This is a genomic window from Clostridium sp. HBUAS56017 (assembly GCF_007115085.1).
Lineage (GTDB): Bacteria > Bacillota > Clostridia > Clostridiales > Clostridiaceae > Clostridium > Clostridium cibarium.
This window is the reverse complement of record NZ_SULK01000038.1, coordinates 1,247-15,061: the sequence shown is the minus strand read 5'-3', so window position 1 is coordinate 15,061 and position 13,815 is coordinate 1,247. Positions and strand designations below refer to the sequence as shown.

Here is a 13,815-nt window from a genome sequence, read left to right as displayed (position 1 = left end):
AGGATTAAGATTTGCTATAAGAGAAGGTGGAAGAACAGTAGGATCAGGTGTTGTTACTAGCATAGTAGAATAATTAACTTGATTACAGGAGGGCTGGGTATTAATACCTAGTCCTTTGCAAAGGGATATCATATTGACAGTACGTGACTTTTGTGGTAATGTGGAAAAGTAACTCACAATTACGCAATTAGTTGAATCAGTAAGAGTATTGTCTCTTAAATATATACGAATAACTGGAGGTGCAGACCGTGAGAGTAAAGATAACTTTAGCATGCACAGAGTGTAAGCAGAGAAACTACAACTCAATGAAGAATAAGAAGAACAACCCAGACAGAATGGAAATGCAAAAGTATTGTAAGTTCTGTAAGAAGCACACTCTTCATAGAGAAACAAAATAATTAGCGATTGAGTAAAGACACAGACTTACCAAATTTAAGGATGTGAGAGAAATGGCTGTAAACAGTAGTACAAAAATAGAAAATAGCACTCAAAAGGGTGGGATTTTCAAATTTTTTAAAGACATTAAGGCTGAAGTGAAAAGAATAACTTGGCCGTCTAACAAAGAAACAAAGAAAGCATTTATTGCTGTTGCTGTAGTCACCATAGTGTATACAATTATGGTTGGCGGATTCGATTATATTTTTCAAAACCTCTTCGAAGTGATTTTGAAACTTAAGTAAGGGAGGTTCAGGTGAATTATCACCAGTCAAATATGAGTGAAAGAGCAAGATGGTACGTAGTACATACATATTCTGGATACGAAAATAAAGTAAAGGCTAGCATAGAGAAGGTTGTTGAAAACAGAAATCTTCAAGATTTACTATTAGATCTTCAAGTTCCAATGGAAGAAGTAATTGAAGAAAAAGATGGTAAACAAAAAGTCTCTTTAAAGAAAAAGTTTCCGGGATATGTATTGGTTAAAATGTTTATGTCAGACGAATCATGGTATGTTGTAAGAAATACCAGAGGTGTGACAGGCTTTGTTGGACCTGGATCAAAACCAGTTCCTCTTACCGATGAAGAGATTGAATCAATGGGAGTAGTAGAACTTCCAGAAGATATAGACTTAGAGGTAGGAGAAAGTGTGAGAGTGATTTCAGGACCTTTAAGAGAATTTGTTGCAACAGTGCAAGAGATTAATCTTGAAAAGCATAAAATTAAGGCATCAGTGGATATGTTCGGCAGAGAAACTTTAGCTGAACTAGACTTTAATCAAGTTGATAAATTAGTTTAATAATTTAATTATACTGATTTTTAATTAAGTGGGAGGACTTTTAAGTCCGTAAACACCACAGTATAGGAGGAATAACAATGGCTAAGAAAGTAACTGGAATGATCAAACTTCAACTTGCTGCAGGTAAAGCAACACCAGCACCACCAGTTGGACCAGCATTAGGTCAACATGGGGTAAACATAATGGGATTCTGTAAGGAGTTTAATGCTAAAACTGCGAATCAAGCAGGATTAATAATACCAGTAGTAATTACTGTATACCAAGATAGATCTTTTAGTTTCATATTAAAGACTCCTCCAGCTGCAGTTCTAATCAAGAAAGAATTAGGATTAGAAAGTGGTTCAGGAGTACCTAACAGAACTAAAGTTGGTAAGTTAACTAAAGACCAAGTTAAGAAGATCGCAGAATTAAAAATGCCTGACTTAAATGCTGCTACAATCGAAACTGCTATGAGCATGATCGAAGGAACAGCAAGAAGTATGGGTGTAACTATCGAAGAGTAATTCATAAATTAGTGGGAGGTCAGGACCGTTATTACCACAAAGGAGGCTTATTAATGGGAAAGAAATATGTTGAAAGTGCAAAGTTAATAGATAAGAATACTTTATACAATCCTGCAGAAGCTCTAGAGCTTTGTGTAAAAACTGCAAAAGCTAATTTCGATGAGACAATCGAATTACACGTAAGACTTGGAGTAGATCCAAGACATGCGGATCAACAAGTTAGAGGAGCTGTAGTTTTACCAAATGGTACAGGAAAGACTGTTAAAGTATTAGTATTCGCTAAAGGTGATAAGGCTAAAGAAGCGGAAGCTGCAGGAGCAGATTATGTTGGAGCAGAAGATCTAGTGCAAAAGATTCAATCTGAAAACTGGTTTGACTTCGATATAGTTGTAGCAACTCCAGATATGATGGGTGTTGTTGGTAGAATTGGTAGGGTTTTAGGGCCTAAGGGATTAATGCCAAACCCAAAATCAGGTACAGTAACATTTGATGTTGCTAAGGCAATAGCTGAAATTAAAGCTGGTAAGGTTGAGTATAGAGTAGATAAAACTTCTATAGTTCACTGTCCAATCGGTAAGAAGTCATTTGGTGGAGAAAAGTTAAAAGAAAACTTCCACGCATTGATGGAAGCTTTAGTAAAAGCTAAACCAGCAGCTGCTAAGGGACAATATGTTAAATCAGTAACTGTTTCAAGCACAATGGGACCTGGAGCAAAAATAAATCCAACAAAAGTTTTAGATTAGTATTGACTTAAAGAGAGTAAGCTGATATAATTTAATTCGTTGTTAAAAAGAATATTAACTCCGTAGACAGTAGGTGCGAAAGCGTAACGTAAATCAACCTGCCGAGGTAGCATATAATGGTTATTATAGGTCTTCCTTTGTCTACGGGAAGACCTTTATTAATATAATAAAGCAGTTAAAAAACTGTGAGGAGGTGGACACACAGTAATGAACAAAAACAGACAAATTAAAGAAGCAAAGGTTGCTGAAATTAGAGAAAAGCTAGAAAAGGCACAAGCTGTTATTCTTGCTGATTACCAAGGTCTTACTGTTGAAGAAGATACTCAATTAAGAAAGACTTTAAGATCAAATGGTGTAGAATATAAAGTATATAAAAATTCTTTAGTTACACTAGCTGCAAAAGAATTAGGATTAGATGGTATAGAAACATACTTAGAAGGACCAGTAGCAATAGCTTTCGGGTACGAAGATGCTACAGCTCCTGCAAGAATTCTTAATGATTTTGCAAAGGATCATAAGAAGCTTGAGCTAAAAGCTGGTATTGTTGAAGGAGAAATCTTTGATACAAACAAGGTTGTACAACTTGCTTCAATACCATCAAAAGAAATTCTTATTGCGAAACTTCTTGGAAGTATCAAGGCTCCATTATCAAACCTTGCATACTTATTAAGTGCAATAAGAGATCAAAAAGAGGCTGAATAGTCTAAAAAATAAACATAATAGTTAAGTAATTTTGGAGGTGCAATTTAAATGACAAGAGAAGATATCATTCAAGCTATAAAAGAAATGAGCGTTTTAGAATTAAATGAATTAGTAAAAGCTTGCGAAGAGGAATTCGGAGTAAGTGCTGCTGCTCCTGTAGCAGTTGCAGGTGGTGCAGTTGCAGGTGGTGCAGCTGAAGAAAAATCAGAATTTGATGTAGTATTAACTAATGCTGGTGCTAGCAAGATTAAGGTAATTAAGGTTGTTAGAGAATTAACTGGTTTAGGATTAAAGGAAGCTAAAGAAATAGTTGACGGAGCTCCTAAGACTTTAAAGGAAGCTGTTGCTAAGGAAGAAGCTGAAGACATTAAAGCTAAATTAGCTGAAGTTGGAGCTGAAGTAGAATTTAAGTAAGATTCTTACTTATAATATAAAAAGGTGCTAATATAGCACCTTTTTTATTGCCTATATATGAGAAGTAAAAAAGTAAAAAAACATCTTTTTTTATTAAAAACATTGACATTGTTTTTGTGTTATGCTACCATATTTTAATGTACTGTTCAATATGGATAAGTATATAAAAATGGAAAACATAGTATAACTAATGAGATATTGGTTATACTAAGATGATGATGCTCTCCGAAAGCACAAGTCCTTAGGGAAAGTGTGTTTTTGGTTATTTTAGTTTATACAAGGGGTGAAAATTCATGGTACATCCTGTCCAAGTTGGAAAAAGAACAAGAATGAGTTTTGCTAAGGTTAAAGATGTAACCGAAATGCCAAACTTAATTGAAGTGCAGTTAGATTCTTATGAATGGTTTTTAAGGGAAGGACTTCATGAAGTATTTGATGATGTAAATCCTATAAGCAATTTCACAGGTAATCTAATACTTGAATTTGTCGATTACAAGCTTGATATGGAAAATATCAAGTACTCAGTGGAGGAGTGTAAAGAGCGTGATGCTACTTATGCTGCACCATTAAAAGTTTCTGTAAGATTACAGAATGAAGAAACAGGAGAAATAAAGGAACAAGAAGTATTTATGGGAGATTTCCCATTAATGACTGAACAAGGTACCTTTGTTATTAATGGAGCTGAAAGAGTTATAGTAAGCCAATTAGTAAGGTCTCCAGGAGTATACTACAGTAGTAGTAGAGATAAGAGTGGTAAAAAACTATTCGCATCTACAGTAATACCAAATAGAGGAGCTTGGCTAGAATATGAAACTGATTCTAATGACATAATTTATGTAAGAATCGATAAAACTAGAAAGTTACCAATTACTATACTTGCAAGAGCTATGGGTGTTGGTAGTGACCAAGAGTTGCTTGATTACTTTGGTGAAGATGAAAGGTTTAAAGCCACTATTGAAAAGGATAATACAAAGACTAAAGAAGAAGCGCTACTAGAAATCTATAAGAGATTGAGACCAGGTGAACCACCAACGGTTGATAGTGCTATATCTTTAATTGATTCATTATTCTTTGATGCAAAAAGGTATGATTTATCAAGAGTAGGAAGATACAAATTCAACAAAAAACTTGCTTTGAATTTAAGAATAGCAAATCAAGTTGCAGCAACTGATATAGTAAATCCTTCTACAGGAGAAATCATGGTAGAAAAGGGTGGAAAGATCAGCAGATTAATGGCGGAAGACATTCAAAATGCTGGAATTAATTCAGTTGATATTTTAGTAGAAGATAAAGTTTTAAAAGTAATAGGAAATCATTTTGTAGATATACATAAGTATATTAACTTTGATATTTCTGATTTACACATAAAAGAACTAGTTCATTATCCTACTTTAAAAGAAATTCTTGATAATTTTACTGATGAAGAAACAATTAAGGAAGAGATAAAGAAGAATATAACAAGGTTAATACCTAAACATATAATCAAAGAAGATATCTTTGCAACTATTTCATATGAAATAGGTCTTGCATATGAAATAGGATATGTGGATGATATTGACCATTTAGGAAATAGAAGATTAAGATCTGTTGGAGAATTGCTACAAAATCAATTCAGAATAGGGTTATCTAGAATGGAAAGAGTAGTTAAAGAAAGAATGACCATTCAAGATCAAGAGTCAATCACTCCGCAAATGTTAATAAATATAAGACCAGTAGCAGCTGCTATTAAAGAATTCTTTGGTAGTTCACAATTGTCACAGTTCATGGATCAGACAAATCCTCTTTCAGAGTTAACTCATAAGAGAAGATTATCTGCTTTAGGACCAGGAGGACTATCTAGAGAAAGAGCTGGTTTCGAAGTTAGAGACGTTCATCATTCTCATTACGGAAGAATGTGTCCTATAGAAACTCCTGAAGGTCCAAATATAGGACTTATTAACTCGCTAGCAACTTATGCTAAAGTCAATGAATATGGCTTTATAGAAACTCCATATAGAGTTGTTGATAAGGAAAATATGAGAGTTACTTCAGAAATAAGATATTTTACAGCTGATGAAGAAGATCAGTATTTAGTAGCTCAAGCAAAAGAACCATTGGATGAAAGTGGGCACTTTGTAGATAGTAAGATTACAGTTAGAAACAAGGAAGAATTTTTCGTTGTTCCAGCACAAGATGTTGATTTAATGGATGTATCACCAAGACAAATTGTATCTGTTGCAACAGCAATGATTCCTTTCCTAGAAAATGATGATGCATCAAGAGCACTTATGGGATCTAACATGCAACGTCAAGCAGTGCCATTATTAAAACCACAAGCACCAATTGTTGGTACTGGTATTGAATTTAAGGCTGCTGTTGATTCAGGAGTTCTTCCAAAGGCAAAGAATGCAGGGGTAGTTAGTTATGTTTCAGGGAATGAAGTAAGAGTTAAGAGGGATTCAGATGGTGGAATAGATACTTATAGACTTCGTAAATTTAAAAGAAGTAACTCGGGTACATCTATAAACCAAAGACCAATAGTAAGTACTGGTGAAATTGTATTTAAGAATCAAGTGCTTGCAGATGGACCTTCAACTGACTTAGGTGAAATCGCATTAGGGAAAAACATAAGAATGGGATTCATTACTTGGGAAGGTTACAACTACGAGGATGCTATGCTTATATCAGAAGAACTAGTTAGAGAAGATGTATTTACATCAATTCATATTGAAGAATATGAATCAGAAGCTAGAGATACAAAACTAGGACCTGAAGAAATCACAAGAGATATTCCAAATGTTAGTGAAGATGCATTGAAGGATATTGATGATAGGGGAATAATTAGAATAGGTGCTGAAGTTAGATCTGGAGATATACTAGTTGGTAAGGTAACTCCAAAAGGTGAAACAGAACTAACAGCTGAAGAAAGACTTTTAAGAGCTATCTTTGGTGAAAAGGCAAGAGAAGTAAGAGATACTTCATTAAGAGTTCCACATGGAGAAGCAGGTATCATAGTAGATATTAAAGTATTTACTAGAGAAAATGGAGATGACCTTAATCCAGGTGTGAATGAACTTGTAAGATGTTATATAGCTCAGAAAAGAAAGATATCTGTTGGAGATAAGATGGCGGGTCGTCATGGAAATAAAGGTGTTATTTCAAGAGTCCTTCCAGAAGAAGATATGCCTTTCTTGCCAGACGGTAGACCACTACAAATATGCTTAAATCCACTAGGGGTTCCTTCTCGTATGAATATCGGGCAAGTACTTGAAGTTCATTTAGGATGGGCTGCAAGTCAATTAGGATGGCACATTGCTACCCCAGTATTTGATGGAGCAACTGAAAAGGATATTGAAGAGTGTCTTGTAAAGGCTGGTTACAATGCTAATGGGAAAACTGTTTTATATGACGGTAGAACTGGAGATGCATTTGATAACGAAGTAACTGTTGGGATAATGTATATCTTAAAACTAGCTCACTTAGTTGATGATAAGATTCATGCAAGATCAACAGGACCTTACTCATTAGTTACTCAACAACCACTAGGAGGTAAAGCTCAATTTGGTGGTCAAAGATTTGGTGAAATGGAAGTTTGGGCATTAGAAGCATATGGTGCAGCGCATACACTTCAAGAAATACTAACAGTAAAATCAGATGATGTTGTTGGTAGAGTTAAAACTTACGAAGCTATAGTTAAAGGTGAAAATATTCCTGAACCAGGAGTTCCAGAATCGTTTAAGGTTCTTATTAAAGAACTTCAAGCACTATGCTTAGATGTAAGAGTTTTAAATGAAAACCACCAAGAAGTTCAATTAAAAGAATTTTCAGAAGATGATTCTGAAGATTTAGAAGTTAATATAGAGGGTACTGAAGAATTTACAGTAGAACAAACTGTCGATACAGATGATAGCTATACAATAGCTGAAGAAGATCCAGATCAAGAACCTGAAGAAGATTTTGACAATTTTCAATTAGATGGATTACAAGAAGATTTAGTACTTGATGATTTTAATGACGAACACTAATTTTGAAGGGAGGATATACCCTTGTTTGAATTAAATAATTTTGATGCAATGCAAATTGGGTTGGCTTCTCCAGAGCAAGTTAGACAATGGTCTAGAGGAGAAGTAAAGAAACCAGAGACAATTAACTACAGAACTTTAAAACCAGAAAGAGATGGTTTATTCTGCGAAAGAATATTTGGACCTATGAAGGACTGGGAATGTCACTGTGGTAAGTACAAAAGAGTAAGATATAAGGGTATCGTCTGCGACAGATGTGGCGTAGAAGTTACTAAAGCAAAAGTAAGAAGAGAGAGAATGGGGCATATTGAACTTGCAGCCCCTGTATCTCACATATGGTACTTCAAGGGGATTCCATCAAGAATGGGATTAATTCTTGATATGTCACCAAGAGCATTAGAAAAGATTTTATATTTTGCTTCATATGTAGTAATTGATCCAAAGGAAACACCGCTTTTAAAGAAGCAACTTCTTAATGAAAAAGAATATAGAGAAGCAGCTGATAAGTATGGTGAAGAAAGCTTTGAAGCTGGAATGGGTGCAGAAGCAATAAAACAACTTTTAGGTGAAATTGATTTAGAAGCACAATCTGTAGAACTTAAGGGAGAATTGAAGCAAAGTACTGGACAAAAGAAGATTAGAATAATAAGAAGACTTGAAGTGATTGAATCATTTAAAAAGTCTGGTAATGATCCAAAGTGGATGATTATTGATGTTATTCCAGTTATCCCACCAGATTTAAGACCTATGGTTCAATTAGACGGTGGTAGATTTGCAACATCTGATCTTAATGACCTTTATAGAAGAGTTATTAATAGAAATAACAGATTGAAGAAGTTATTGGATTTAGGTGCTCCAGATATTATTGTAAGAAATGAAAAGAGAATGCTTCAGGAAGCAGTAGATGCTCTTATTGATAATGGTAGAAGAGGAAGAGCAGTAACAGGACCAGGTAACAGAGCGCTTAAATCTTTATCTGATATGCTTAAAGGTAAGCAAGGTAGATTTAGACAAAACTTACTTGGTAAGAGAGTTGACTATTCAGGTAGATCAGTTATAGTTGTTGGACCTGAACTTAAAATGTATCAATGTGGACTTCCAAAGGAAATGGCTATTGAATTATTTAAACCATTTGTAATGAAGAAGTTAGTTGAAGATGGTATAGCTCATAATATAAAGAGTGCTAAGAGAATGGTAGAAAGGCTAATGCCAGCAGTTTGGGATGTTCTTGAAGAAGTAATTGCTGATCATCCAGTATTGCTTAACCGTGCTCCTACTCTTCACAGATTAGGAATTCAAGCTTTCCAACCAGTATTGGTAGAAGGTAGAGCAATAAAGCTACATCCATTAGTATGTACAGCATATAACGCTGACTTTGATGGAGACCAAATGGCTGTTCATTTACCACTATCGGTTGAAGCGCAAGCGGAAGCTAGATTCTTAATGCTTGCTGCAAGCAATATACTAAAGCCATCTGATGGTAAACCAGTTTGTGTACCTACTCAAGATATGGTACTTGGTTCATATTACCTAACAATGGATAAGGAAAATGGAGAGGGTTCTGGAAAGCATTTTTATTGCAAAGAAGAAGCGATAATGGCTTATGAACTTAAAAAGATTGATATTCATTCAGAAATATTTGTAAGATTGTTTAAAGTTGTAGATGGAGTTAAAAAGTCAGGAATAATCAAGACAACTGTCGGAAAAATAATATTTAATGAATCAATTCCTCAAGATTTAGGATTTGTTGATAGAAGTAATAATAATGATGAATTTAATTTAGAAGTTGATTTCCTAGTTACTAAGAAATCATTAGGTAAGATAATAGATAAATGCTATTTGAAACACGGAGCTACTAATACATCAATAATGCTTGATAAGATTAAAGCACTAGGATATCATTATTCGTCTGTTGGAGCAGTTACAGTTGCAGCCTCAGATATGATTGTACCTCAAGCTAAGTTCGATTTACTTAAAGAAGCTGATGAAACAGTAGATAAAATCGAGAAGATGTATAAAAGAGGTTTCATATCAGATGATGAAAGATATGAAAGAGTTATCGAAAAATGGACTAAGACAACAGAAGATGTTGCTGATGCCTTAATGGAAAGTTTGGATAAATTCAATCCTATTTACATGATGGCAGATTCAGGAGCCAGAGGATCTAAATCTCAGATTAAGCAATTAGCAGGGATGAGAGGACTTATGGCCAGTCCATCAGGTAAGATTATTGAGTTGCCTATTAGAGCATCATTTAGAGAAGGATTAGATGTATCAGAGTACTTCTTATCTACTCATGGAGCGAGAAAAGGTAATGCTGATACGGCCCTAAAGACTGCCGATTCTGGATATTTAACAAGAAGACTTGTAGATGTTTCTCAAGATGTAATTGTTAGAGAAGAAGATTGTGGAACTAAAGAGGGAATGTATGTATCAGAAATTAAAGAAGGTAACGAAGTTATTGAAGGATTAGAAGAAAGACTAACTGGTAGATATTTAGCCGAAGACGTTAAGGATGAAAAGTCTGGAGAAATAATTGCAACAAATGACAGTTATGTTGATCCAAATATGGCAAAAATCATTGCTTCTACTGGTATAAAGAAAGTTAAGATTAGATCAGTATTTACATGTAGTTGTAAAACTGGTGTGTGTGCTAAGTGTTATGGAATGAACATGGCTACAGCAAAACAAATTAATATAGGTGAAGCTGTTGGAATAATTGCAGCACAATCTATTGGTGAACCAGGAACACAACTTACAATGAGAACATTCCATACAGGAGGTGTTGCTGGTGCTGATATAACTCAAGGTCTTCCAAGAGTTGAAGAACTTTTTGAGGCAAGAAAACCAAAAGGTCTTGCAATTGTAAGCGAAATTAATGGTACAGTAAGAGTTGAGGAAACTAAGAAGAAGAGAACTGTACACATAATGGATGCTGATGGTGAGGAAAAAAGTTATGATATACCATTTGGTTCAAGACTTAAGGTTAGTAATGATGAAATAATTGAGGCTGGAGATGAAATAACAGAAGGTTCTGTTAATCCACATGATATAGCAAGTATTAAAGGGATTGATGGAGCAAGAAGATATCTTCTTTCAGAAGTTCAGAAAGTTTATAGACTTCAAGGTGTTGATATTAACGATAAGCACTTAGAAGTTGTTGTTAGACAGATGACTAGAAAAATTAAGGTTTCAGATTCTGGAGATACAGATCTTTTACCAGGAACAATGATTGATATATTCGACTTCGAAGAAGCTAATGAAAAAGTTAGAGAATTTGGAGGAGAAGAGGCAATCGGTGAACAAGCGCTATTAGGAATAACAAAAGCAGCTTTAGCAACAGATAGTTTCTTATCAGCAGCTTCATTCCAAGAAACAACAAGAGTACTTACTGAAGCAGCCATTAAAGGAAAAATAGATCCACTTGTGGGATTAAAAGAAAATGTTATTATTGGTAAGTTGATTCCAGCTGGTACAGGTATGATGAGATACAGATCAGTAAAGCTAGATGTTGAGGATAATAACGAAGAAGAAGAGTATATAAATACGATAGAATAGTATGATGCAATTTTATTGACATGTGTATGCTTAAATGATAAAATACGAGTTGTGTGATTTTTAAAGCTACACTACAGTATGATTGTCTACATGAGTTCATGAGGATAAAGTTTAGTTTCTTTGTCCTCGTGAGTTTAATATAAGGAGGGATCCCATGTTAGACAGACTTGTAGGAAAAAAAGTAATAGGTATAAAACAATGTTCCAAGTTCATTAGAAATGGAGAAGGACATATTTTATATATAGCAAAAGATGTAGATGAAAAGTTAATCGCACCCTTAGTAGTTTTAGCAACAGAGAGTAATATCAAAGTAGAGTATGTTGAAACAATGAAGGAACTTGGCAAGTTATGCGGAATTGAAGTGAAGTCTTCTGCTGCATTAATGCTATAAAAAAGTTTTATCTTTTTATATTTAAATAGATAAATAAAAATTCAGGAGGTGAAGAAATGCCAACTATAAGCCAATTAGTAAGAAAAGGAAGAAAAGTAGTTACTACTACTTCAACTGCGCCAGCACTTAAAGAGTGTCCTCAAAAGAGAGGTGTTTGTACTGTAGTTAAGACTACTACTCCAAAGAAGCCTAACTCAGCGTTAAGAAAAATTGCTAGGGTAAGACTTACAAATGGATATGAAGTTACTGCATACATTGGTGGTGTAGGACATAACTTACAAGAACATAGTGTTGTTCTTATAAGGGGTGGTAGAGTTAAGGACCTTCCTGGTGTTAGATACCATATTGTAAGAGGTGCACTAGACTGCGCTGGAGTAGCTAACAGAATGCAAGGAAGATCAAAGTATGGAGCTAAGAGACCAAAAGCAAAATAGGCTCTTAACCAAAAGTAGTGCTTATCTTCAGCATTTACATAGATTTTAAGTTAAGTTTATATAGATGAAGAAGTTAGCGCTTTGCGGTATGAAAGTAATACCGAGTACCGATGAACTTAAATTATCATGTTAAGGAGGGAAGAAAAGTGCCAAGAAAAGGACATATAGCAAAAAGAGATGTATTACCAGATCCAATGTACAACTCAAAGGTTGTTACTAAGCTTATAAACAGCATAATGGAAGATGGTAAAAGAGGAGTAGCACAAAAAATATGCTACGCAGCTTTTGAAACAATGGCTGAAAAAACTGGTAAGGATGCATTAGAAGTGTTTGAAGAAGCAATGAATAATGTAATGCCTTTACTAGAAGTTAAAGCTAGAAGAATAGGTGGAGCTACATATCAGGTTCCAATAGAAGTTAGAGCTGAAAGAAGACAGACTTTAGGTATCAGATGGATGTTAGCAGCAGCTAGAAAAAGAGGCGAAAAGCTTATGAGTGAAAGATTAGCTGGAGAATTATTAGATGCATCTAATAATACAGGAGCAGCTGTTAAGAAGAGAGAAGATACTCATAAGATGGCTGAAGCTAATAAGGCTTTTGCTCATTACAGATACTAATGAAAAAACTGTTTTGGTTCTTTTACCAAAACAGTTTTCTCGAATTTAATAATAACTCATTGAGAGGAGGACTAGTAAATGGCTAGAAAATTTCCGTTAGACAAATTCCGTAATTTCGGTATAATGGCACATATTGATGCCGGTAAGACTACTACTACTGAACGTATTTTATTTTATACAGGAAGAAGTCATAAAATAGGAGAAGTTCACGAAGGTGCTGCTACAATGGACTGGATGGTTCAAGAGCAAGAAAGAGGTATAACAATTACTTCAGCAGCAACTACTTGTTTTTGGGAAGGTCATGAATTAAACATCATTGATACTCCAGGACACGTAGACTTTACAGTGGAAGTTGAAAGATCTTTAAGAGTACTTGATGGAGCTGTTACAGTTCTTGATGCTAAGAGTGGGGTTGAACCACAAACTGAAACTGTATGGAGACAGGCAGATAAGTATGGGGTACCAAGAATGATCTATGTAAATAAGATGGATGCGACTGGTGCTGATTTCTTTAGATGTATTAATACAGTAAGAGATAGATTAAAAGCTAATGCAGTTCCAATACAAATTCCAGTAGGAGCTGAAGATCAATTTAAAGGAATGATAGATCTTATAGATAATAAGGCTATATTATTCTATGATGATCTTGGTCAAGATGTAAGACGTGAAGAAATTCCAGCTGATTTAAAAGATCAAGCTGAAGAATACAGAAATTCAATGATTGAATCAATAGCAGAAACAGATGAAGAGCTAATGATGAAGTATCTTGAAGGTGAAGAAATAACTGCTGATGAATTACATGCGGCATTAAGAAAAGCTACTATATCAAATGAAATTTATCCTTGTATTTGTGGTTCTTCATATAAAAACAAGGGAGTTCAAGAAATGATTAATGGTGTTGTAGCTTACTTACCATCACCACTTGATATTCCACCAGTTCAAGGAACTACTTTAGATGGAGAAGAAGATTCAAGAGAAGCATCAGATGAAGCTGGAATGTCAGCTTTAGCATTTAAGATAGCTACTGATCCTTTCGTAGGAAAACTTGCATTTACAAGAATATATTCAGGTGTAATGGAAAGTGGTTCTTATGTTCTTAACTCAACAAAGGGTAAGAAAGAGAGAATTGGAAGACTTGTTAAGATGCATGCAAATCATAGAGAAGAAGTTGATTCTTTAGAAGCTGGAGAATTAGGAGCTGTTATAGGTTTAAAGAAT

Annotated in this window: 13 protein-coding genes, 1 pseudogene and 1 other annotated feature; all 14 genes and pseudogenes read left to right on the top strand. The window is 34.7% G+C overall.

All coding sequences use genetic code 11. From position 1 onward, the window contains the following. Nucleotides 1–73, top strand: a pseudogene (locus FAY47_RS19365) (elongation factor Tu); the annotation flags it as partial. A 175-nt stretch (nt 74–248) separates the two neighbouring features. After that, nucleotides 249–398 (top strand): 50S ribosomal protein L33, encoded by a 150-nt coding sequence (gene rpmG / locus FAY47_RS19360; protein WP_027099171.1) that lies wholly within the window; start codon nt 249–251, stop codon nt 396–398. Between the two features lie 51 nt (nt 399–449). Continuing rightward, nucleotides 450–680 (top strand): preprotein translocase subunit SecE, encoded by a 231-nt coding sequence (secE, locus tag FAY47_RS19355; RefSeq protein WP_143318570.1) that lies wholly within the window; start codon nt 450–452, stop codon nt 678–680. A 32-nt stretch (nt 681–712) separates the two neighbouring features. Further along, nucleotides 713–1,234: a transcription termination/antitermination protein NusG gene (gene nusG, locus FAY47_RS19350; protein WP_143318569.1), complete on the top strand. Its 522-nt coding sequence runs from the start codon at nt 713–715 to the stop codon at nt 1,232–1,234. 77 nt (nt 1,235–1,311) lie between these two features. Continuing rightward, nucleotides 1,312–1,737, top strand: coding sequence for a 50S ribosomal protein L11 (gene rplK / locus FAY47_RS19345; protein WP_143318568.1), 426 nt, complete (start codon nt 1,312–1,314; stop codon nt 1,735–1,737). A gap of 53 nt (nt 1,738–1,790) precedes the next feature. Continuing rightward, nucleotides 1,791–2,480: a 50S ribosomal protein L1 gene (rplA, locus tag FAY47_RS19340; protein WP_143318567.1), complete on the top strand. Its 690-nt coding sequence runs from the start codon at nt 1,791–1,793 to the stop codon at nt 2,478–2,480. A gap of 42 nt (nt 2,481–2,522) precedes the next feature. Further along, nucleotides 2,523–2,649, top strand: a sequence feature (ribosomal protein L10 leader region). A gap of 38 nt (nt 2,650–2,687) precedes the next feature. Continuing rightward, nucleotides 2,688–3,182 (top strand): 50S ribosomal protein L10, encoded by a 495-nt coding sequence (gene rplJ, locus FAY47_RS19335; protein WP_143318566.1) that lies wholly within the window; start codon nt 2,688–2,690, stop codon nt 3,180–3,182. Between the two features lie 48 nt (nt 3,183–3,230). Beyond that, the gene (rplL, locus tag FAY47_RS19330) at nt 3,231–3,596 is read left to right on the top strand and encodes a 50S ribosomal protein L7/L12 (RefSeq protein ID WP_143318565.1); all 366 of its coding nucleotides are present in this window, start codon (nt 3,231–3,233) and stop codon (nt 3,594–3,596) included. Between the two features lie 293 nt (nt 3,597–3,889). After that, complete coding sequence (gene rpoB, locus FAY47_RS19325; RefSeq protein WP_143318564.1) at nt 3,890–7,600, top strand: DNA-directed RNA polymerase subunit beta; 3,711 nt, start codon at nt 3,890–3,892, stop codon at nt 7,598–7,600. A 21-nt stretch (nt 7,601–7,621) separates the two neighbouring features. Then, nucleotides 7,622–11,155: a DNA-directed RNA polymerase subunit beta' gene (rpoC, locus tag FAY47_RS19320; protein ID WP_143318563.1), complete on the top strand. Its 3,534-nt coding sequence runs from the start codon at nt 7,622–7,624 to the stop codon at nt 11,153–11,155. Between the two features lie 154 nt (nt 11,156–11,309). Next, the gene (locus FAY47_RS19315; protein ID WP_143318562.1) at nt 11,310–11,546 is read left to right on the top strand and encodes a ribosomal L7Ae/L30e/S12e/Gadd45 family protein; all 237 of its coding nucleotides are present in this window, start codon (nt 11,310–11,312) and stop codon (nt 11,544–11,546) included. Nucleotides 11,547–11,602: 56 nt separating this feature from the next. Continuing rightward, on the top strand, nt 11,603–11,980 hold the full coding sequence (gene rpsL / locus FAY47_RS19310; RefSeq protein WP_143318561.1) for a 30S ribosomal protein S12: 378 nt from the start codon (nt 11,603–11,605) through the stop codon (nt 11,978–11,980). A gap of 146 nt (nt 11,981–12,126) precedes the next feature. Beyond that, entirely contained in the window at nt 12,127–12,597 is a 471-nt protein-coding gene (gene rpsG, locus FAY47_RS19305; RefSeq protein WP_143318560.1) for a 30S ribosomal protein S7, read from the top strand. A gap of 78 nt (nt 12,598–12,675) precedes the next feature. Further along, nucleotides 12,676–13,815 (top strand): GTP-binding protein (locus FAY47_RS21070; protein WP_243129674.1); only part of this gene is annotated, 1,140 nt, incomplete at its 3' end.

Excerpts from the sequence above, each read along its gene's own strand:
- secE (WP_143318570.1), top strand. The coding sequence starts at position 450 with ATGGCTGTAAACAGTAGTACAAAAATAGAAAATAGCACTCAAAAGGGT.
- nusG (WP_143318569.1), top strand. The coding sequence starts at position 713 with ATGAGTGAAAGAGCAAGATGGTACGTAGTACATACATATTCTGGATAC.
- rplK (WP_143318568.1), top strand. The coding sequence starts at position 1,312 with ATGGCTAAGAAAGTAACTGGAATGATCAAACTTCAACTTGCTGCAGGT.
- rplA (WP_143318567.1), top strand. The coding sequence starts at position 1,791 with ATGGGAAAGAAATATGTTGAAAGTGCAAAGTTAATAGATAAGAATACT.
- rplJ (WP_143318566.1), top strand. The coding sequence starts at position 2,688 with ATGAACAAAAACAGACAAATTAAAGAAGCAAAGGTTGCTGAAATTAGA.
- rplL (WP_143318565.1), top strand. The coding sequence starts at position 3,231 with ATGACAAGAGAAGATATCATTCAAGCTATAAAAGAAATGAGCGTTTTA.
- rpoB (WP_143318564.1), top strand. The coding sequence starts at position 3,890 with ATGGTACATCCTGTCCAAGTTGGAAAAAGAACAAGAATGAGTTTTGCT.
- FAY47_RS19315 (WP_143318562.1), top strand. The coding sequence starts at position 11,310 with ATGTTAGACAGACTTGTAGGAAAAAAAGTAATAGGTATAAAACAATGT.
- rpsL (WP_143318561.1), top strand. The coding sequence starts at position 11,603 with ATGCCAACTATAAGCCAATTAGTAAGAAAAGGAAGAAAAGTAGTTACT.